Here is a 20,178-nt window from a genome sequence, read left to right on the forward strand (position 1 = left end):
CAGAGAGACCAACGAATTGTTAATAAACACACATTTGCAATGCATGAAGAAGGCTTCGCACATTATAAGTGTGAGGCCTTCTTTGCGTCTGTTCCGGCACAATAATGCTAGACGTTTGCCCGAACGTAGTTAAGCCGATTCCCGTGGAATAAGGGAAGTGGCGAGCATGACCGTCTCCTTCGGTGTACCTGGGCGTTCAATGCGTCGCTGCAAAGCCTCAATGGCCCGCTGTCCAAGTTCTTCCTTACACAGATTGACCGTCGTCAAAGGTGGGGAAGAAGTAGCGGCAGAGTGGACATTATCAATGCCGATCACGCGGCAGTCTTGAGGCGCAGAGATCCCCATCTCCTGCAGCTTGTTCATCCATTGCAAGGCGATATCATCATTCACTCCAATCCATGCATCGGGTCTTTCATCCTCGGGCATCTGCATGATCTCTTTTGCCAGTTGGTTAACCCATTCCCCTTGCTCATAAGGAACATTCCACTCCCGGAATGTCGCGATGTGACCCTGACCTGTATGAAAATGATTCAATGCCAGCTCCATACCAATCTTGCGCTGGGCGAAGCTGGCCGCACGGCCGTCGTCCGTGATTAATCCGATTCTGCGTGATTGTAGTGATAATAGATACCGGACCACGGTGATGCCTGCCTCCAGATTATCATGGCTGATCGTATCGCAGTTCAGGAGCGGCTCCTGATGATCCGCCAGAACGATGGGACGGCCTGTCTGAGCAAGTCGCTGCAGAACGGCATGAGGAAATGCACCCATAACAATGACGCCAGCGCAGCGTTCCCAGTCCAGATGCGGAGCGATTGCCCGTTCCGGCGGTGTATGTTCATCCCCGGTACCAAGTGAAGGGGATACAATGGCATGATGCCAGCCACGCTCATTACAGCCAGAGATCATACCGGATAACACCCGCTGCCAGTAGTGAGGCTCCCCGCGGTTTAGCTGATTCATGCAGATGAGCGCAAACGGTGGTTCCGATTGATCTGCAGCCGTGGGTGCACCACTACTGCCAGGCGTGTTTTGACGGTATCCCAGAGCTCTGGCTAATTCAAGCACACGGGCGCGGGTGGACTCGCTGACTCCAGTCTTGCCACTGAGTGCACGGGAAACGGCATATTTGGATAATCCAAGCTGGTCAGCCAGCGTCTGAATGGATACTTTGCGGGACATTTTCATGACTCCTTCATATGTAAACAAATATTATTTTGAAGTGAACTCGTAGCAGTTTTAAATTGACGACATCACCAAGACACAGTACACTACACTTAATAACGTTATTATATATTATGATAACAAAAATAACAATAATAAACCTGCGAAAAGAAGACACCATCTCTGGGAGAGTAAAAGAGCAGCTAAATCCAGACACCCAACCATACTTCATGTCGAAGGAGATAACGCCCATGGAACAGTTCAAATTACCGAAAATCCCCATGCCACATCTGGAATTGCCGCAGGCTGTGCAAGATATTCTGATCGAGGCGGACCAGCAGCTGCAGCACAGACCGAGACTGCTTGCGCAGTTCCGCAACTGCTTTCCCAATACATTGGAAACGACGACCAAGCTGCTTGAGGATGGGACAACGTTTGTCATTACCGGAGATATTCCAGCCATGTGGCTGCGTGATTCAGTGGAACAAGTCATGCATTATGTGCCGCTCGCGAAGGAAGATGTAGCATTACAGCGGATTATCGGAGGACTGATCAAACGGCATATGTTCTATGCTGACATCGATGTTTATGCCAATGCGTTCAACGAAACGGCCAATGGCTGGCACTGGGATGCGAATGATGAGACCGAGATGTCGCCATGGGTGTGGGAGCGCAAGTTTGAACTGGATTCCCTTTGTTTCTCCATGAAACTGGCCTATACATACTGGCGTGAGACGGAATTAACAGATATTTTCGATGATCGCTTCAAACGGGTGATGGAGAGTGTGGTCCATTTATGGCAAACAGAGCAGCGTCATGCCGAGCAATCGCCATACCGGTTTATGCGCCGCAATTGTCCTGCCCATGATACGATGCGCAATGCAGGACTCGGAATGCCTGTGAACTATACGGGAATGATTTGGTCCGGTTTTCGTCCGAGTGATGATGCCTGTGATTTTCACTATAACATCCCTGCAAATATGTTTGCTGCGGTGACCCTGCGCCAGATGGGGGAGATCGCCAAATGGGTATTCCGGGACGAACAATTGGTTAGCGAAATGACACGGCTTGAAGAAGAGATTCGTCATGGGATCTCTCTTTACGGCATATACAATCATCCGGTCTATGGACGAATCTATGCCTACGAAACAGACGGTTACGGCAATTATTGCCTGATGGATGATGCGGGGACGCCGGGGCTGATGTCCATCCCGTATTTTGAATATGCGTCAGCGGAGGATGCCGTGTATCAGAATACGCGCCGGTTTATTTTAAGCAAGGAGAATCCGTTCTATTATGAAGGGCAAGCAGCCAAAGGGATCGGAAGTCCGCATACTCCGCCAGGATATATCTGGCATATGGCGCTGTCCATGCAGGGACTGACGGCGGACAATGACGAGGAGATGCTGGAGATGATTGAACTTCTGGAGAATACAGATGCAGGGACGGGGTATATGCATGAAGGCTTTCATGCCGATGATCCGGACACCTTTACAAGACCGTGGTTTGCCTGGTCCAACAGTCTGTTCTCGCAGCTGGTGTACAAAGCAATGAAAAAAGAGATCCTATAGAGGGATATAAATTGGTTATACTGTTACACTCAAATACTGCAATTGCATTACCATCTTTCGATCGCTGTTATCATTTTGTGAAGATGCAACAAAATACTAAACAGTCAAGCCCAACCCACAAATCTGTGCGGTTGGGCTTGACTGTTTATGAAGCTGTGGAAAGTCTCCGTGCTACATTGTTTTCAGCAGATCGGCAATGAACACTTTCCGGCCCGAGCGGGCGCTTTCCAGGGAAGCGAGCACCATCGCCATGCTGAACTGGTTGTCGCTGCAATCCGTCTCTGGCAGTCGCCCCGATTCGAGCGCAGTGAACATGTCTTCGAGGCAGCCATGATGTCCGGATTTCTCCATCACAGGCAGCTGACCTTCAATTCGTTCTGAAGGCTGGAAAAAGGAAGGTTTTCCGTCAGGACCAAGGTGCTCCGCAGCAACAACTTCTGCATAAATATCATCATGTCCATCCCAGATGGCCGTCCCTTTTTCTCCTGTTACACGCCATGACGCTTCCCATGAGGTAGGTGCACCTTCTGCACACCAGGATCCGCGATAGTTGAATACGGAACCGTCAGACATTTCGAAGATGCATAAAGCCATTGCATTGCCTGCATACCAGGAACCCGGAGGATTGAATTCGTGACAGTAGACCGACACTGGATTGGCTCCGAGGATAAGTCTGGCCTGATCAAATGTATGAATGGCCATGTCCAGCAGCAGCGGACTGTCCATCATATCACGGAATCCGCCAAAATGAGGTCCGAGGAAAAAATCTGCCCCCGCATAACCGACCTTGCCAATGCTGCCTCCGGCGATAAGCTCCCGAAAGGCACGAATGCGCGGATCGAAGCGGCGATTCTGCATCACAGCCTGGATGCGGCCTGTCTTGCGTGAAGTCTGGACAATGTCCTCACATTCAGCGAAGGATTCTGCCAGTGGCTTTTCGCCAAACACATGGCATCCTTGCTGCAATGCTGTCATGGCGATGCCATAATGACTTGCGGGAATGGTGACATCAAATACAATATTGGCTTCTGTAGCTTTAATGGCCTCAGCAATATCCGTAAAAATGGGACAGGAGAGACCGTGCCGTGCAGCCAATGCTGCTGCTTGGTGTTCCTGTAGATCGACAAGCCCAACGATTTCCGTGTCCGGTCTTTGCATGGCGTAGTCCACCCAAGTATTGGACATGGCTCCACAACCTGCGACAACTATCCGATGCTGCTGACTCACTCAATCATCTCCTTATACCGGATTCGGAACAAAATCACCGCCGCGGCATTGTTTCAGATAGCGAAGAGCGTGCACCTGTCCCGTCATTTCCAATTCATCTCTGTACACCGGGTCGTGCCAGCCTTCAATGTCGATCGTTCCCTGGTATCCGTTTTGCCGCAAAATGGTGATGATGTCGGACCAGTTGGTATCTCCGAAGCCGGGCGTGCGATGCCAGACAAACTCATGTGGACCATGAACACCATGTTCCTTGACGATATCCCAGGCAATGGTTGCATCCTTGCCATGCACGTGGAACACTTTGGGCGCCCATTTGCGAAGCTGGGGAATCGGGTCAATGAGGCTGGTCATCTGATGGCAAGGCTCCCACTCGAGGCCAATGTTTTCATCCGGAACAGCATTGAACATCATTTCCCAAGCCGTCGGATTGTGGGCGATATTCCAGTCGCCTTTCTGCCAAGTTCCGTCCATATCACAGTTTTCAAAAGCAATTCGTACACCCCGGTCTGCCGCCCGGCGTGCCAATTCGCCGAAAACCTCCTTAAACCGCGGTATGGACTCGTCAATGGGCTGATCGGTAAGACGTCCCGTGAAGCCGGAGACAATATCCGCTCCAAACAAGTGGGCATGATCAATTACCCGTTCCCAGCTGGCTAATGTGTCTGCGTTGTTCCCGGCACCGGTCAGCGGATTGCCGAAAACACTGACTGCAGAAATGGTAATGCCATGTTCGTCTACCAGCTCGCGGACACGTTTGGCTGTTTCGGTAAGGTCCAGATCACCTGTCGTTTGCCAGAAGGTCAGATTGAATGATTCGAAACCATGTTTCATGATCTGCGGGATTACACGGACAGCATCTGCTCCACCCACGAGGGTGCCAATGCGCAATTGATTTTTCATGGTTGTATTTCACTCCAATATTGGCTTATAGTACTTCGTGACACACTCATTATAGCCGCGCATCTGCCGTGTGGCTCTATACAATCTTGTGCAATATTAGTCCGATTTTGTGAGGAAGGGGAAGAGGCCGTGCTGGACCTGAAAGCGCTTCACGAAAATACCCGAATTGATCATAAATCACATCCGTTTCAACTGTTCCAGAATCGCTGCTCAGGCATGAAATCGGAAGAGTGTATCATGTATCTGCATTGGCATGAGCACTTTGAATTGATTGCCATGCGTAAGGGCAACGCCGTGTTTCATATTGACAGCAGGCCTTATACGGCTGGACCGGGAGAGGTACTGGTCATTCCGGGAGGGACGCTTCACGTGGGTTATGCCCTGGAAGAGGGGGATTTGGAGTATGATTCGGTCGTCGTCAATGCGGCATTATTTCATGACTTCACGCATGATCCACTTCATTTGCAGTACGTGGCTCCGTATCTGGAGGGGCGAATTCGCTTTCCGGTAAAGCCAGCGGAGCAGGACAGGATCTGCCTCGACTACTACTCGCTAATCCATGATGCGATTGAAGAGATGGTTATGCAGCCGCCTGCCTACCAGCTCGTTGCAAAGTCCAAACTGCACGCCTTGTTTACGATGCTGGCCCGTACCTTTATGCCCCAGCAGCTTCCGGAAAGAACAACGGGTTCGTATTTTCCAAACCGGGAAAGGTTTAAACAATTGATCGAACATATCGAAGCCAATGCTGCCGATAAAATGTCCGTGACCGAAGCGGCCAGTCAGGTGGGACTGAATACATATCATTTTTGCAAAATGTTTAAAAAACTGACGGGCCGTACCTTCGTCGAATACGTGAATGGATGTCGGATGACAGAAGCCGAACACTTGCTGCGAACCAGCAATCTGACCATAACCGAGATTGCTGCCAGAGTGGGGTGCGACAATGCCAATTATTTTACGAAACTGTATAAGCAGTACAAGGGGATGACTCCTTCCGAGGGGCGGATGAAGAAGGAGACTGGAAGACTGCACTGATCTCCCTTGTACGTACGGAAAAACCCGGATAGCTGCCATCTCTGGCTCTGATCCGGGTTTGAATTATTAATGCTCTGAAGTGAGAAGGCATCTAACCTTCCATTCTTATTTCATAAACCTGGCGAACAGGCGATTTGCTTTTTTGGAAAGGTCGTCCATTTTGAGATTGGCTTGATCCAGCTGATTGTAACCCCATTTGATCGTCTGCAGCATACGTGGTGAAATGGGCGTGCCTTTGATTTTTGGATAAATGTTGTGATAAGCCCAGACGAGATGTTCCCATCGATTGTCATTGCCTTCCTTAATGTACTCGGATACATCAAGCACTTTCGCACGTCCATTCTGAAGCAGCACATTTTTGAGATGCATGTCCCGTGGATTCAGGCCCCGGCTGCGTACGGCTGCACGGGCTTCGTCGACATCAATCATGACCTGCTCGGGAACCGGGATTCCTTTTTCCAGACACTCCAGCAGGGTATCTCCGGGTTCATAACTGATCACGAGAATGTTTCGTCCGCTGCCGTAATAAGTGGGGAAATAAGGCAATCCTCTGAGTTGTTCATAGACCCGCTTCTCGTTCTCCAGTTTCTCCAGCGCGTGATCAGAATACACTTTGAAGGCGTATTGCGGCAATCCGTCATAGGTAAAGACAGCCGCATCCGTACCTGTTCCGATGCAATAGATACCTTCTGCATGACCGATGATATTCACCAGCTCATTCCGGTCGCTGCCAATGACCTGGATCTGTTGCAAAGCTATTTCCGCCTGGAACCAATCCGGTCGATTCATGGGTGGTGCCTCCTTTTAGGATATGCCTGTACATGTTCTAATGATATGCAACATCCTGTCCTCTATTTAGTATATTATGCGTTTTGCTCCGCAATTTCATCTTTTGGTGATGTTACTATATAAACGTTACGCTTCGAATCGGAAACGGTTGCGTGCAGAAGAAAATAGCGGGAGAGCTTGCGGCATTTTTACCCTATCCTTTATACTGTGAGCATCAAGGGATCTCAAGCAGATCCGGTATACAGAAAGGCAGAACAGCTTATGGCACAATACCCGCAGTGGTCTTATTCGCAGTCGCGGGCAAGCATGTTCGATGAGTGCCTGCGCAAATATTATTATCATTATTACGGAGCCCATAACGGCTGGAAGACCGAATCGGCTGATGAGATGCAGGTTCGACTGTACCGATTAAAACAGCTCAGCAATCTATATCTCGTGTTTGGTGATCTTGCACACCGCATGTGTGAGTCTGCGGTTCGCAGCAGGGAGGAAGGCAAAGACAAGCCGCGTGAGCATTTTCTGGAACAGACGATGCGCAAGCTGCTTAATCAGGCCTATGTGGAATCCATGGATCTTGATCAGTGGCGGCTGGACCCGAAGAACCGGGTGATGTTATCCGAGATCTATTACGGAGATGACACGCTGAATGACCGAATTGCAACCATCAAGGAGCGAGCTTCGGCATGTGTCCACAATATGTATCAGACGCTTACCTGGGAAGACCTGTCCCGGGCGAGTACGGACATTTTGGAAATTGAGAAATGGGACACCATGATCCTGCATGATACGCGTGTATATGTGAAGATGGACTTGCTGTATCGCCGCAGCAACGGCAACATTGTGATTGTGGATTGGAAGACAGGCAAGGAGGATGACTTCACGGATCAGCTGATGCTGTATGCAGCGTATGTGAGGGACCATTACCGGGTGCCGCTGGAGCAGATTGAGCTGCGAGTGGAATATCTGTTGACCGGAACACATCGCGAGTTTACCCCGACCGAAGAGGAACTGCAGAAGGTCGAGGACAATGTGGGAAGATATATCGAAGAGATGCGTTCCTGCGTGGCGGATGAGTATTACAATCGGCCAAAGGAGATGGCGTACTTTACCCCGATGCCCTCACACCGGGCATGCAGGGATTGCAATTTCCGGGAAGTGTGCAGTGACCGAGCAGTTTGAACCATATGAATACCCAGAACTTATAACCATACACGAGTCTATTCCATGCAAAAATAAATCAAGAAGCGCCAGTTCGGTCAATGCCTGACCGGACTGGCGCTTCTTCTCGTTCCACAGGCCAGCGACAAGGCGCCGGGTGGAACGACCATATACAGATTACTGGACAGCGGCAGGATTCTCCAGCGCCTGTCCTGCAGGAACATAGGCATGCCCGAGATCCCGGGCAACTGCCTCATACGTGATATGTCCATTCAGCACGTTGACCGCGCTGCGAATGGACGCACTGCCGCGAATCGCGGAGGCTGCACCATGGTTGGCCAGCTGCAGCGCATAAGGCATGGTGGCGTTGGTCAGCGCCACCGTGGACGTGCGCGGCACCGCGCCTGGCATGTTCGCTACCGCATAATGCACGACACCATGTTTCACATAAGTTGGTTCATCATGGGTCGTGATATGATCAATGGTTTCGACAATCCCGCCTTGATCAATCGCCACATCCACAATGACCGATCCGGGTGCCATGGTCGTAACCATCTGCTCGGTGACGAGTTTGGGCGCTTTGGCGCCGGGGATCAGCACCGCACAGATCAGCAGATCTGCAGCAGCGACAGCTGCCGCAATGTTGGATGCACTGGATACCAGCGTATGAATCTGATTGCCGAATATATCATCCAGCTGGCGCAGGCGATTCAAATTCAGGTCAAGGATGGTCACATCCGCTCCCAGACCAATTGCAATTTTTGCCGCATTGGTACCGACCGTACCTCCGCCAATAATGGCCACCTTGCCACGGGTAACACCAGGGACACCGGATAACAGAATGCCTTTGCCACCTTCGGTTTTCTCCAGCAACTGGGCCCCGATCTGAGCCGACATTCGTCCGGCAACTTCACTCATTGGGGTTAGCAATGGGAGCGTACCGTTAACCTCAAGCGTCTCATACGCTATGGCGGTTACCCGGCTTTCGATGAGCGCTTTGGCCAGTGCTGGTTCCGCAGCCAGGTGCAGATAGGTGAAGAGAATCAGTCCTGGACGGAAATAGGCGTACTCACTCGCAAGCGGTTCTTTGACCTTGATAATCATATCCGCCTCTGACCAAACGGCTTGGGCCAGATCCTGAATGACAGCTCCGGCTGCCTGATACTCGCTGTCCGTAAATCCACTGCCCAATCCTGCGCCCTGCTCAATCATCACCTGATGCCCCGCTCTGACAAAATCAGCAGTACCGGCAGGGGTTATGGCTACACGGTTTTCATTGTTTTTGATTTCTTTTGGAATTCCGATTCTCATACCCATGCACCTCGTCCATTTAATGGTTGTCAACTTATACTACAAGTTTATGACCTGACTAACGGATTTGCACCTTACTTTATGTCTATGTTTTCGAAGGTTTAATCAACATCATGTCGAAAAGGGCTGTTCAGGACATTTGTCCATGAATTATAATGTAAGAAAAAATAACATTACGAGGGATCGATATTGAGAAATGATCGTGTTTTTACGATAAAGGATCTTTTGGCACGGCCTGTCTTTGCCAAAGCGCGTCTGGCTGCAGGACAAGGGGGAACATCTCGTCAGGTCGGATGGGTTCATGTCTTGGAGATTACCAATGTTTCTCCATATGTCAGTCCCCATGACCTTATATTATCCACTGGGCTGTGGCTTCAATCGGAAGAGGGACGTGAAGAATATCTGCTTCAGCTGATTCAGAGTGAAGCGGCGGGGTTGTGCGTCGAGTTCGGCACCAGCATACATGGCATTCCTGAAGAATTAATTAAACTTGCGGACAGTCACCAGTTTCCGCTCATCGTATTTGAACAGCCGGTAAGGTTCGTTGAGATTACACAGGATATTCATGCTCTGCTCATTAATCACCAGCACCAGCTGCTTAAGAGTCTGGAGACGTACTCACGTCAGCTTCAGCAGCGGACGTTACAGAGTACCGACATGTCTGCTGTACTGAATCTGCTTCATGAATATGCGGCCAAACCGGTTGTGTACATCTCTTCCATGGAGCCAGGCAGCTTCGTGCCAGGTCTCCCCCCGGAGATGGAGCAGGCAATCTATACCTGGTATGAACAGGAAGTGGAGCATTTGGATCTCAATGATTCGGATACCGAATTATGGTTTCGCATCGATGAACAGAATGTATTGCTGTGTCACCCGGTCGTCTGTTTTGGCCAGGTGTTCTCTGCAGTGGGCATGATCGTGCATCCTTCTGCACCAGTGGAGTACCTCAAGCTGCTGCTTGATTATACAGCGAAAGCAGCAGCAGCTTTGACCCTGCGTTCGCAGTTTCTCGAAGAGAAGATGGTCCGCAATCAGAATGAATTAATTCAGGATTTGATGAATGGTCATATCCATCAGGAGGAGCAGGCACAGACCCGGATGGGACTTCGATTGCTGGTGAAGGGCCAGTACTGGTTTGCTGGAGGGGTTATTGAAATTGAGCATCAGCTGAAAGGGACAGGACGGGAACGGATGGAGGCAAACCATCAGGATATTCTGGTTTTGTTAAGATCCCTGCTTAAGAAGAACAATCTGCCCAGCCTGATCATGCTGAAAAATAACCAGGTCTACCTATGCTGTGCCAAGGAAGAGAGCAGTACATCTACGTCCCAGAAGCTGGCTAAAGCACTTGAAAACATTATTGGTGATGTGAGACGGTTTGCGGGTCGCAATCTGAAGCAGGTTGCGATTCATGCCGGGTTTGGCAAGATTCGCAACCGCTTGACCGGCATGCCGGAGAGTCTGCAGGAAGCTTATCAGGTTATTGAGGTTTCCCGATCCGTGAAGCGGATGGAACATATCTGCTTTTACGAACGTATGGGTATATATCAAATGTTGAAGGCGCTGCCTCAATCGTTCCTTCGCCCTTTCGTGAACGACCATCTGGGTGTGCTGATCGAATATGACCGTACACACCACCTCCAGCTTGTGGAGACGCTTGAAGCCTATTTGCAAAATTTTGGTTCCAAGCGTGACGCTGCTGCCCAATTGTTCATACATCGACAGACTTTGTACAATCGATTGGAGAAGCTGGAAGAGCTGATGGGACCTGGTTTTATGGAACAGGGGAGAAGAGTCTGCCTGGAGATGGCGCTTCTTGCTCATAACATGATTGAGGATGAACAGGCTCAACGTTCCTGATGCTGTGGAAGCAGTGGAAAAGTGGTTTAGTAGTTTTTACCGATACGGCGGGACGGACGCAGTTCTGGCAAAATCGAATGACCTGACACGGAACGTCGACCGCGAAAGAGCTTGGGTTGACCCGTGGATGGGGCAAGGGATAATGAAGTAGGAGCCGCTAATCGGTAAGGAGATAACGTTCGATCAGTGCTGCCCCCTATCTCTGACTTTTGGGAATAAAGTTCTTTTTCTCCCAACCATTCAACCAATCGTTCATGTTTGATTCCGAGTTGTCCGCTCAAATTACAGATATCGAGGTTTTTTCTCACACAAATCCGCCTTTCCTGGAATATCGTCTTATGGTATATGGAAGGTAAGCAAGAAGTTTGAGATCAGTGAATGCTTATGTATTTCAGAGTCTGCCATAGGCAAATGCCACTAGATCGGTGTGCTCGATTGGCGGAACGGTTAATTATGTTTAAACAGCGAAATTAGTTCATCTATCCCGTGTTAAACGTTTGCATCACGCTGTTTAGAGATTTTTCAATTATTTGGCTTTCTTCAAGATTTTATCATTTCATGTGTTACTGCGCGTCTCAATATAGTCTCAATTTTGCAAGGGTATCGCGTATAGTAAAAGTAGCAGTATCTAGTACGGAGGACATACATGGGAAACAGTAGTGAGGTACAGAGCGACAGACACGATGAACATGGCAAACGTTTTGTAGGACGGGCCAAGGAGATGATGACCCTCGATCGATGGTTTGACGATCCGGAAGCTCCTTTAACCATTTTTTCAGTAATGGGAATGGGAGGGATCGGCAAATCATCCCTGCTCTCGGAGATGTTGTCGGTATCCCGTAATCGGGGGGCTACGGCCATATGGATGGATGGCAGATCCTGTGGTTCAACCCCCTCGGTCTTTTTGGAGTATCTGTCCTCGACTTTGGGGCTGGAAACGATGGAGAGCAATGTCGATCTCCGGCCTCTTAGCCGTCTGAATGAAACATCAGTGCACAAGAGATTGGTGATTGCGGTAGACAATTATGAAGAGCTTGCCTTGCTGGAAAGTTGGTTTATGGAGGTTTTTGTGACCAAACTTTCATCTGCCGGGGTACTGGTCATTTTGGCATCAAGATCTAAACCAACTACGGCATGGCGATCGCATCCCCGTTTGCAGCAGCGTCTGGTGCAGATGCCGCTTCAGCATTTTACGAATGAAGAAGTTTCGGAATACATTGCTAGTGCTGGATCGTTAAATACCGGCATGGCGGGGACCATTGCACGCATGACGGACGGGCATCCGTTTGGGCTTGCCCTTGCGGTGGAAGCGGCGAACCATCGACAAAATGTAAACCTGGCGGAGTGGGCAGAACTGTCATACATGATCAGTGCACGGCTGCTGCTTGAATTGACGCTGCCGCGGCTGCATCCCATGATCGAGGTACTCACGCTGCTCGAAACAGCGAATCAGGAATTGTTATCTTCTGTCCTGCAAACGGAGGTCACACTGGAAGAGTACCAGGCGCTTAAGCGAATGTCCTTCATCCGCTCGGATCCGGATGGTCTGGCATTGCATGATCTGGCCAGATTGCACCTGCTTCGGGACTTTCGTCAGCGTGAGCCGCAGCGGCTGCAAGCCATGCGTGTACGTATTGCGGGCTTGTTAATGCCTCTTCATGCACAGGCCGGACCGCATGAACAGCGACAGATTGCCCGGAGGATGCTCCTTTTGTGTCAGGAATCCATGCTTCAGCATCGAAAATATGCGGATGTATCCACCGATTCCCTGTTTTCACCGCTGGAGGTGATGCGGGAAGGTGACCTGCCCTTACTGCACAGATTGTTGGAGGAATGGTGCGGATACAGTGTAGAACCATGGCAGGCGGAGCCTTACCGTCCTTTTTTAGATGAGTTGGCACAGCGTTATCCTGAAGGAATTGTATTGATGCGTGACAGGAGCGGTGATCCCATTGCCATGTTTATTACGGTACTCGTCCACCGGGAGAGCAGTGAGATGCTGCTAAGATATTTTCCGGCAGAAATGAAGGAATGCTTTACCCCGCAGGAACTGCATTGTGATCCGGATCAGACGGATACCCATTTTGCCGTACTGGCAGCTGCAAGGGACGATGTGCCGGGTTACAAACGTGAAGAACTCGTGGGCTATATGGCATTGGACAGATTGTCCCTGCTGGGTGACGGGGCGAGAGTGATGCTGGTCGCTACCAACCCGAACCTCAAGTTGTTTTTACAAAGCATCGGTTTTCGAATGAGGCGAGCGCGAACTCGCGTCTGTGACCAGTATGAAGATCAGGCGGATGTGCTGGATCTGGATTTGCGCAATGGACAATTCGGAGAATGGGTAATGTCCCTGCTGGATCCCGAAAACCAAGGGAGCAGGATACAGCATGGCTCGAAAGATGGGGACATGGATCAATTGCCCTGGACTGAATCGGATTTGCGAAAAATGCTGGCACATCTGCACTCTCCAGGTGAACTGCATACCTATGCTGCACGAGTAAAAGGTGTGCAAGATGGGATGGAGCTGCAGCTGCGCGTGCTGGATTTGCTGGAGGGACGTGCCCACGGAATTTCTCAGCAGGACCAGATGCTTTTGTATGCAGCTTACTGGACCCATGCGGGCAATCCGACGGCCGCGGCTCAGGCCTGTTCGATGAGCCGGGCGACATTTTACCGCCATTTGCGAACTGCGCTGATCCGGCTGGCACGGGTATTATAACTTCATATGGAAAAAATGAAGAAGAGGCTGGTCATAGACCAAGTCTCTTCATTCGGTTATAGAGCGTTGCTCGTGAGATGCCGAGCTGCCTCGCGAGTGTCCGCTTATTACCACCTGTTGATTGTAGACACTGGAGCAGGAGATTCGATTCATATGCATCCATCTGTTCCTGATAGGACAGGGGAGAGACTTCAAATGAGGGGCCATTGTTGTCTTCTTGAATGATTTCCCGTACGTCTCCGGTAGAAGACAGTGATGCCAGATCTGTTATAGTTTGTAACGTTGCTGGCTCATCAGCTGTGGAAGACGGCAGTTCCACAGTTAAGGTGAGGGATTCCGGCAGATATTCCGGCTTGACCTCACCGTCTGTTGTAAGAATGGTGATGCGTTCAATCACATTGCGAAGCTCCCTTACATTGCCTGGCCATTCATAGCTGAACAGCAGCTTGAATACTTCGGGAGGGACCAGTTCGATGTGGCGGTTATAGAGCAGAGAGAACTCCTGGAGAAAGCTTTGGGTTAGTTCGTATATATCTTCCTTGCGCATGCGCAGGGGAGGAATGATGAGATTAATGACATTCAGGCGGTAGTAGAGATCTTCCCGAAACTGGTTTTTGGCAATCATGCCCAGCAGATTCTGGTTGGTTGCCGCGATAATCCGGCAATTCGCCTGTTTCATGCGTGTTCCGCCAACGGGGAAGTAGCTCTTCTCCTGAAGTACACGCAGCAGTTTTACCTGCAGATCCAGTGGCATTTCGCCGATCTCATCCAGAAAGAGTGTACCGCCTTCGGCAAGTTCAATTTTCCCCTTTTTCCCTTTTGGATCTGCCCCGGAAAATGCCCCTTTCTCGTATCCAAACAACTCACTCTCGAACAAAGAAGCGGGGATGGCTCCACAGTTAATGGCAATAAAGGGGGCTGTCTGCGGCTCGCGCAGGTCATGAATGGCTTTGGCAAACAACTCCTTGCCTGTTCCGCTCTCCCCGAGAATAAGTACCGTGGCTGAGGTCGTGCTGATCTTGCGTATGGTCTCGAGACACTGTTTGATGACCGGGCTGCTGCCTTTGATTCCTGCGAACGGGTCCAAATCCGGGCGCAAACGCGCGACGGCTTTCTCCAAATGCTGAACTTTGGATGTCATATGTAATAATTCCTGATGCAGGCGAATTTCAGTTGTTATATCTACTTCGGCAGCTACCGCACCCACAATGCGCCCATCCAGTACAACTGGACGAGCATTGATGAGAGCAAACAGATCCGGCCGAGGTTGATGCTGCTTGCGATAGACGGTTTCGCCAGTGTACAGCGTCTTGAGCGATTGCAGCCGATCAGGTGGGAAAAAGTTTGCTGCCGGCTGTCCGATGATGTCCTTTTTGTTAATGGAAAAAACATGCTCTGCACCTGACGTCCAGTAAGCCACCTTGGCTTCTTCGTTAATCAGGGTTAGCGCAGTCCCTGCCGTTTCGAGTGTGGTCTCAAAATAAGCCTCTATGAGGCGATGGGCGTGCAGCATTTGTTGCAAAACATCATTTAGCGAAATATATCCCATTGGAAGACCTTCATCCTGAACCAGCAGGTAGGGGCTTTCGTTGAAATGGTGAAAGGTCTCTGACAGGTCGGTGGACGAAGAAATAATGGGTATAGGAAGGGACTCATTCAAATTACTCAGGTCTGTCCTCAGAAGGGACATCACATCTGGAAGTAAATGTTTCATCGGTTTCACCTCATTCGAGCATGATGATCAGAAACGACACCTGTTTTGTTCATCGCTACTTGCGGTACGAATCGTTGTTGAGCAATGAAATGATCGGAGAATGATTGTTAGACATATTATAGCGCTCGAAATAAGTTGTGTATATATTTTTTGACATGGGGTGTAGGTGTTAAAGAGTTGGAATCTAAATAGACAAGGTTAACAAAATTAGTATACGCTTACATAAATACATATTGCTTCTCTTTTTTAACTAGTTTTAAATATATTAAGTCCCTAAGTTAGAATTAAGTGAAGAAAAGTGACATCGTAATAGGGTGGTTTACACATGGGGGGAATCGCGTTGTGTCTCGAATTTTGGACATTTCAATTTGGGATGCTTATTTTTTAGACATTAAACGTGAGGGGAATGTGCTATAAGGGTGTGGAATAGAAAAAACCATGCGACCTGAAAAACCGGGGATCACATGGTTATATGCATAGAGGAAACTGGTTATCTAAACATGTTTTTGACCACCATCCAGAGATTTGCCGGTTTTTCGGCAAGACGGCGAGTGTAATATGGATACCACATGGTTCCGTAGGGGACGTAGCAGCGAATCCGGTATCCTTCCCGGGCAAGCCGTTCCTGTTCGCTCATCCGCAGTCCGTACAGCATCTGAAACTCAAACGCATCAGGAGAGATTCCCCGGTCTTTGGCATACTGTTTGGTCCATGAAATAATGTGGTCATCATGTGAAGCTACTGCCGTGTAGACGCCCTGATCCAGATGCTGGCGAATCATGGACTTGAATTGCTCAATGACTTCGGAAGCGTTCTGATAAGCTGCTGCGGCAGGCTCTTTATAAGCGCCCTTGACGAGGCGAAGCCGGATGCCTTCACGAATCAAGTCCCGTGTATCCTCTTCAGTCCGATGCAGATAGGCTTGCAGCACCGTTCCCGTATTATGAAGTCCCTCGGCATGAAGACGGCGAACGATATCCAGTGTGGCTTGGGTGAATGGACTGTCCTCCATATCAATGCGGACAAACAAATTATGCAGCTTCGCCTGTGCTGCCACGGAGCGGATATTTCGATAACCTTCCTCCGGGTCGAGCGCAAGACCCATCTGGGTTGGCTTCAATGATACGTTGGAGTCTGCACCCTGGCGAGCAATGCCTTCCACGAGCCTTATATATTCATCGCGGTACAAGGCAGCTTCGCTCAATCGGGTAATGCCTTCTCCCAGATGATCCAGTGTGGCCATAATGCCTTTGTTGTTCAGAACCCGAATCTCTTCCAGCGCTTCTTCCAGTGTGTTGCCTGCGATAAACTTGCCTGCCAGTTTTTTGCCGTATTTGATGGACAGATTCTCCACAGCTTTATTGCCCGCAACAGTCAGCAGTGTTTTGCGGTACATTTCCGTTCCGATACTCACACTAGTTTCCTCCTTATGGATCATGCTTCTTATAATCCGTTTATTAAGCAAGAATCGTGCCAAAGTGTCGTATTCCGCTGAATCATTCGTAAATTGGAATGGTTGGACATCGTGGGCATTGGGCAGATCTTTTATTTTATTCCTCCCCAACCGGAGTTGGCACGGATCTTGCTACATATATTGGGTGATAAGTAAAAATGCATGGCAAGTCAGGCAAGCAGCCAGCAACCCCAACATCCTGAAGGAGGAATTATTCATGAATATCCCTTTTGTTAACGAACCATTTACGCCCTTTGCTGTACCGGCCAACAAGGAAGCCTTTGAGAATGCACTTCGCAAGGTGGAATCCGAGCTGGGACAGGAATATTCCATTATTATTGGCGGGCAAAAGATAACGAGCACTCGTACCTTAACCTCCGTAAACCCGGCGGCCAAGGATCAGAAGGTTGGAACGATTTTCCAGGCGGATCAGGAGCTGGCAGAGCAGGCGATTCAGACGGCAGCAGAAACATTTCGAACCTGGAAGCATACGGACCCGAATGAACGCGCACGGTATTTGTACAAAGCAGCCGCGCTCATGCGCCGCCGCAAACATGAGTTTTCTGCCTGGATGGTGTATGAAGCAGGCAAGACCTGGCCGGAAGCGGATGCGGATACAGCGGAAGCCATTGATTTTATGGAGTTTTACGCCAGGGAGATGCAGCGTCTTAGCGAACCTCAGCCTTTGACCCGGATTGCAGGCGAGGACAATGAATTGACTTATATCCCGCTTGGTGTGGGGGTCGTTATTCCACCATGGAACTTTCCGCTGGCCATTATGGCAGGCATGACTTCAGCTGCACTCGTTTCGGGAAATACAGTCGTCCTGAAGCCTGCCAGCACCACGCCGGTTATTGCAGCCAAATTCATGGAACTGCTGGCTGAAGCGGGAGTACCGGATGGCGTCGTGAACTATTTGCCAGGACCAGGCAGTGAAGTCGGGGATTATCTGGTGGATCACGCGTTAACCCGTTTTATCAGTTTTACCGGGTCAAGGGATGTGGGTCTGCGGATTAATGAACGGGCAGCACGCACAGCTCCGGGACAAAAATGGATCAAGCGGGTGATCGCGGAAATGGGCGGTAAGGATTCCATCGTTGTGGACAGCGAGAGTGATCTGGAGCTGGCTGTGGAATCCATTACGGCATCGGCATTTGGGTTCTCTGGACAAAAATGTTCCGCCTGCTCCCGAGCCATTATTCATAAGGATGTGTATGATGAAGTATTGCAGAAGGTGATTGAGCGTACGAAGAAGCTTACGATGGGCAGTCCACTTGAAGCAGGCAGTCAGGTGGGGCCAGTAATTGATGACAAGGCATATGCCAAGATCAATGAATATATTGAAGTGGGCAAAGGGGAAGGAAGGCTGGTATTGGGCGGAGGTACTGGGGATGCCCAGGGTTATTTCATTGAACCAACGATTATTGCGGATGTTGACCCGCTGGCCCGGATTGCACAGGAGGAGATTTTTGGACCTGTGTTGGCTTTTATCAAGGCAGATACGTTTGAGGAAGCACTGCATATTGCCAACAATACTGATTATGGCCTGACGGGTGCGGTTATCTCGCGGAATCGTGAACATCTGGAACAGGCGAGACGGGAGTTTTTTGCAGGCAATCTGTACTTTAACCGGAAATGCACGGGAGCATTGGTAGGCACTCATCCGTTTGGCGGATTCAACATGTCGGGGACCGACTCCAAAGCGGGCGGAAGAGACTACTTGCTGCTATTTACACAAGCCAAGCTGGTATCGGAAAAATATTAAATTGAACAGTGGCTCCGGCCTCTAACAAACCAACGTTTTTTATGCTATCATTCCGGGAAAATATACTCGTTCGTTGATCTGGAAGCTGCAAATTCGCGCAAAAGGAGGGAGAACCATGTTAGGAATGCAGTTGGTGCAGGAGCAGCGTGTGCGGCTGTCCATCACACCAGAGATGAAGCAGTCCATTCATTTGCTGACGTTGTCCAGTCAGGAACTGGTCCGTTATCTGCTGGAAGCAGCGGATGAAAATCCGGTCCTTGAAGTAGAAGAACACGCTGCCCCGCTGGTTCGGCTCCTGCGAAGAGGGAACCAGGGAACGTTTGCTTCCTATGATCCGCTGCTTCAGGCCAAAGGTGCTGAACCAACACTTGAGCAGCAGCTGTCCGCTCAGATTCGCATGTTGGATCTCCCGCCAGCGCTTGCGGCAGCAGCTGTATATTTGGCAGGGTGTGTCAATGATGACGGCTATCTGACGATGGATTTGGCTGAGGTGTCATCTGCATGCGGTATATCCATGGATAAGGCGGAAGCAGGATTGAATATCCTTCAATCGCTGGACCCGGCAGGCGTGGGTGCACGCAGCCTGCATGAGTGCTTGCTGCTTCAGATCCGGCGGGATCCGTCAGCCGTTCGCTATGCAGAGCGGATGGTAGAGGCGGGACTGGCGGAACTTGTACCGTTCCATCCGGGCAAAGCGGGGACCCGGCTCGCTATTACTTCAAGAGAGGCTCAGGCTGCGTATGATTATATTACCCGGCTTGATCCCAAGCCCTGTCGTTCCATTGGCTGCAGTGAGCGTCCGCACTTCATTATCCCGGATGCCGTTGTGGAATTGCGACATGGCGAGGTATATTTGGGGCTCCATTCGGCAGGGAACCTCCGTGTATCCTTGAATGAAGCATGTTCTCGCTGGATCAGACATGGATCTCCGGACGAGGTCTGGTCTGCCCGGGCAGCGGAGGCAAGAGCAATCGTTCGCAGTGTACAGCTGCGGCGCAGAACATTGATACGTGTACTCACGGCTGTGATGGATGAGCAAAATCGCTTTTTGCATGAGGGGCCAGCGGGGCTGAAGCCGCTCAATCTGGCGATCGTTGCCAAGAAGATTGGCATGCATGAGTCCACCGTAAGTCGTGCTGTTAACGGGAAATATATTCAGACGCCTCATGGGGTATTTGAACTGAAGTCTTTTTTTGCCACAGCCATTGGGACAGCATCTGGAGATCAGATGTCTGCCGCAGCGGTTAAGCTTCGGTTGAAGGAATTCATTCGTACAGAGCAGGTTAACCAGCCTTATTCTGACAGCCGATTGGCAGCACGGTTAGCCGAGGAGGGAATCGTGATCTCCCGTAGAACGGTGACAAAGTACAGAGAAGAGCTTCAGATCCTGCCTTCGCTTGAGCGAAAGCGCTGGGGGTAACATCACAATGCGTTCTCTCATAACATAACAACAGAAGCCTCTGCAGACCGGGTTACGGTCTTGCAGGGGCTTCCTGTTTCATTTTC

Annotated in this window: 15 protein-coding genes; 7 read left to right on the forward strand and 8 right to left on the reverse strand. The window is 50.1% G+C overall.

The annotated features are described in order from the left end of the window. Nucleotides 1–129: 129 nt before the first annotated feature. Nucleotides 130–1,182 (reverse strand): LacI family DNA-binding transcriptional regulator, encoded by a 1,053-nt coding sequence (locus tag AAIH57_RS10625; RefSeq protein WP_430021600.1) that lies wholly within the window; start codon nucleotides 1,180–1,182, stop codon nucleotides 130–132. A 233-nt stretch (nucleotides 1,183–1,415) separates the two neighbouring features. On the opposite strand from AAIH57_RS10625, the gene AAIH57_RS10630 reads away from it, so the two are divergent. Beyond that, nucleotides 1,416–2,735 (forward strand): glycoside hydrolase family 125 protein, encoded by a 1,320-nt coding sequence (locus tag AAIH57_RS10630; RefSeq protein WP_430021601.1) that lies wholly within the window; start codon nucleotides 1,416–1,418, stop codon nucleotides 2,733–2,735. 171 nt (nucleotides 2,736–2,906) lie between these two features. Here AAIH57_RS10630 and AAIH57_RS10635 read toward each other — a convergent pair whose 3' ends face one another. Further along, nucleotides 2,907–3,920, reverse strand: a complete 1,014-nt coding sequence (locus AAIH57_RS10635) for a Gfo/Idh/MocA family protein (protein WP_217506559.1) — start codon at nucleotides 3,918–3,920, stop codon at nucleotides 2,907–2,909. A 54-nt stretch (nucleotides 3,921–3,974) separates the two neighbouring features. After that, nucleotides 3,975–4,862 carry a sugar phosphate isomerase/epimerase family protein gene (locus AAIH57_RS10640; protein WP_430021602.1) on the reverse strand — a complete coding sequence of 296 codons (888 nt, stop codon included), beginning with the start codon at nucleotides 4,860–4,862 and terminating at the stop codon, nucleotides 3,975–3,977. A 129-nt stretch (nucleotides 4,863–4,991) separates the two neighbouring features. Between AAIH57_RS10640 and AAIH57_RS10645 the strand changes: the two genes are divergently transcribed. Next, complete coding sequence (locus AAIH57_RS10645) at nucleotides 4,992–5,900, forward strand: AraC family transcriptional regulator (protein ID WP_430021603.1); 909 nt, start codon at nucleotides 4,992–4,994, stop codon at nucleotides 5,898–5,900. Nucleotides 5,901–6,005: 105 nt separating this feature from the next. Here AAIH57_RS10645 and AAIH57_RS10650 read toward each other — a convergent pair whose 3' ends face one another. Beyond that, the gene (locus AAIH57_RS10650) at nucleotides 6,006–6,689 is read right to left on the reverse strand and encodes a serine/threonine protein kinase (RefSeq protein WP_175398081.1); all 684 of its coding nucleotides are present in this window, start codon (nucleotides 6,687–6,689) and stop codon (nucleotides 6,006–6,008) included. 261 nt (nucleotides 6,690–6,950) lie between these two features. Between AAIH57_RS10650 and AAIH57_RS10655 the strand changes: the two genes are divergently transcribed. Continuing rightward, complete coding sequence (locus AAIH57_RS10655; protein ID WP_430021604.1) at nucleotides 6,951–7,868, forward strand: PD-(D/E)XK nuclease family protein; 918 nt, start codon at nucleotides 6,951–6,953, stop codon at nucleotides 7,866–7,868. 156 nt (nucleotides 7,869–8,024) lie between these two features. On the opposite strand, the gene ald is transcribed toward AAIH57_RS10655, so the two are convergent. Beyond that, nucleotides 8,025–9,158, reverse strand: a complete 1,134-nt coding sequence (gene ald / locus AAIH57_RS10660; RefSeq protein ID WP_430021605.1) for an alanine dehydrogenase — start codon at nucleotides 9,156–9,158, stop codon at nucleotides 8,025–8,027. Nucleotides 9,159–9,347: 189 nt separating this feature from the next. Here ald and AAIH57_RS10665 point away from each other — a divergent pair, with 189 nt between their 5' ends. Further along, nucleotides 9,348–11,018 carry a PucR family transcriptional regulator gene (locus AAIH57_RS10665; RefSeq protein WP_430021606.1) on the forward strand — a complete coding sequence of 557 codons (1,671 nt, stop codon included), beginning with the start codon at nucleotides 9,348–9,350 and terminating at the stop codon, nucleotides 11,016–11,018. 26 nt (nucleotides 11,019–11,044) lie between these two features. Here the strand turns inward: AAIH57_RS10665 and AAIH57_RS10670 are convergent, their stop codons facing one another. After that, nucleotides 11,045–11,326 carry a hypothetical protein gene (locus AAIH57_RS10670; protein WP_430021607.1) on the reverse strand — a complete coding sequence of 94 codons (282 nt, stop codon included), beginning with the start codon at nucleotides 11,324–11,326 and terminating at the stop codon, nucleotides 11,045–11,047. Nucleotides 11,327–11,664: 338 nt separating this feature from the next. Here AAIH57_RS10670 and AAIH57_RS10675 point away from each other — a divergent pair, with 338 nt between their 5' ends. After that, nucleotides 11,665–13,740 (forward strand): hypothetical protein, encoded by a 2,076-nt coding sequence (locus AAIH57_RS10675; RefSeq protein ID WP_430021608.1) that lies wholly within the window; start codon nucleotides 11,665–11,667, stop codon nucleotides 13,738–13,740. Nucleotides 13,741–13,771: 31 nt separating this feature from the next. On the opposite strand, the gene AAIH57_RS10680 is transcribed toward AAIH57_RS10675, so the two are convergent. Both AAIH57_RS10680 and AAIH57_RS10685 read right to left on the reverse strand, forming a co-directional pair. Continuing rightward, nucleotides 13,772–15,454 carry a sigma-54 interaction domain-containing protein gene (locus AAIH57_RS10680; protein WP_430021609.1) on the reverse strand — a complete coding sequence of 561 codons (1,683 nt, stop codon included), beginning with the start codon at nucleotides 15,452–15,454 and terminating at the stop codon, nucleotides 13,772–13,774. 490 nt (nucleotides 15,455–15,944) lie between these two features. Further along, entirely contained in the window at nucleotides 15,945–16,868 is a 924-nt protein-coding gene (locus AAIH57_RS10685) for a proline dehydrogenase family protein (RefSeq protein ID WP_430021610.1), read from the reverse strand. 256 nt (nucleotides 16,869–17,124) lie between these two features. Between AAIH57_RS10685 and pruA the strand changes: the two genes are divergently transcribed. Then, nucleotides 17,125–18,672: an L-glutamate gamma-semialdehyde dehydrogenase gene (gene pruA, locus AAIH57_RS10690; protein WP_430021611.1), complete on the forward strand. Its 1,548-nt coding sequence runs from the start codon at nucleotides 17,125–17,127 to the stop codon at nucleotides 18,670–18,672. Nucleotides 18,673–18,787: 115 nt separating this feature from the next. Continuing rightward, nucleotides 18,788–20,092, forward strand: a complete 1,305-nt coding sequence (gene rpoN / locus AAIH57_RS10695; RefSeq protein ID WP_430021612.1) for an RNA polymerase factor sigma-54 — start codon at nucleotides 18,788–18,790, stop codon at nucleotides 20,090–20,092. Nucleotides 20,093–20,178: the final 86 nt, after the last annotated feature.

This window comes from Paenibacillus sp. MABNR03, from assembly GCF_050455445.1.
In the GTDB taxonomy this organism is placed as follows: Bacteria; Bacillota; Bacilli; order Paenibacillales; family Paenibacillaceae; genus Paenibacillus; species Paenibacillus xylanilyticus.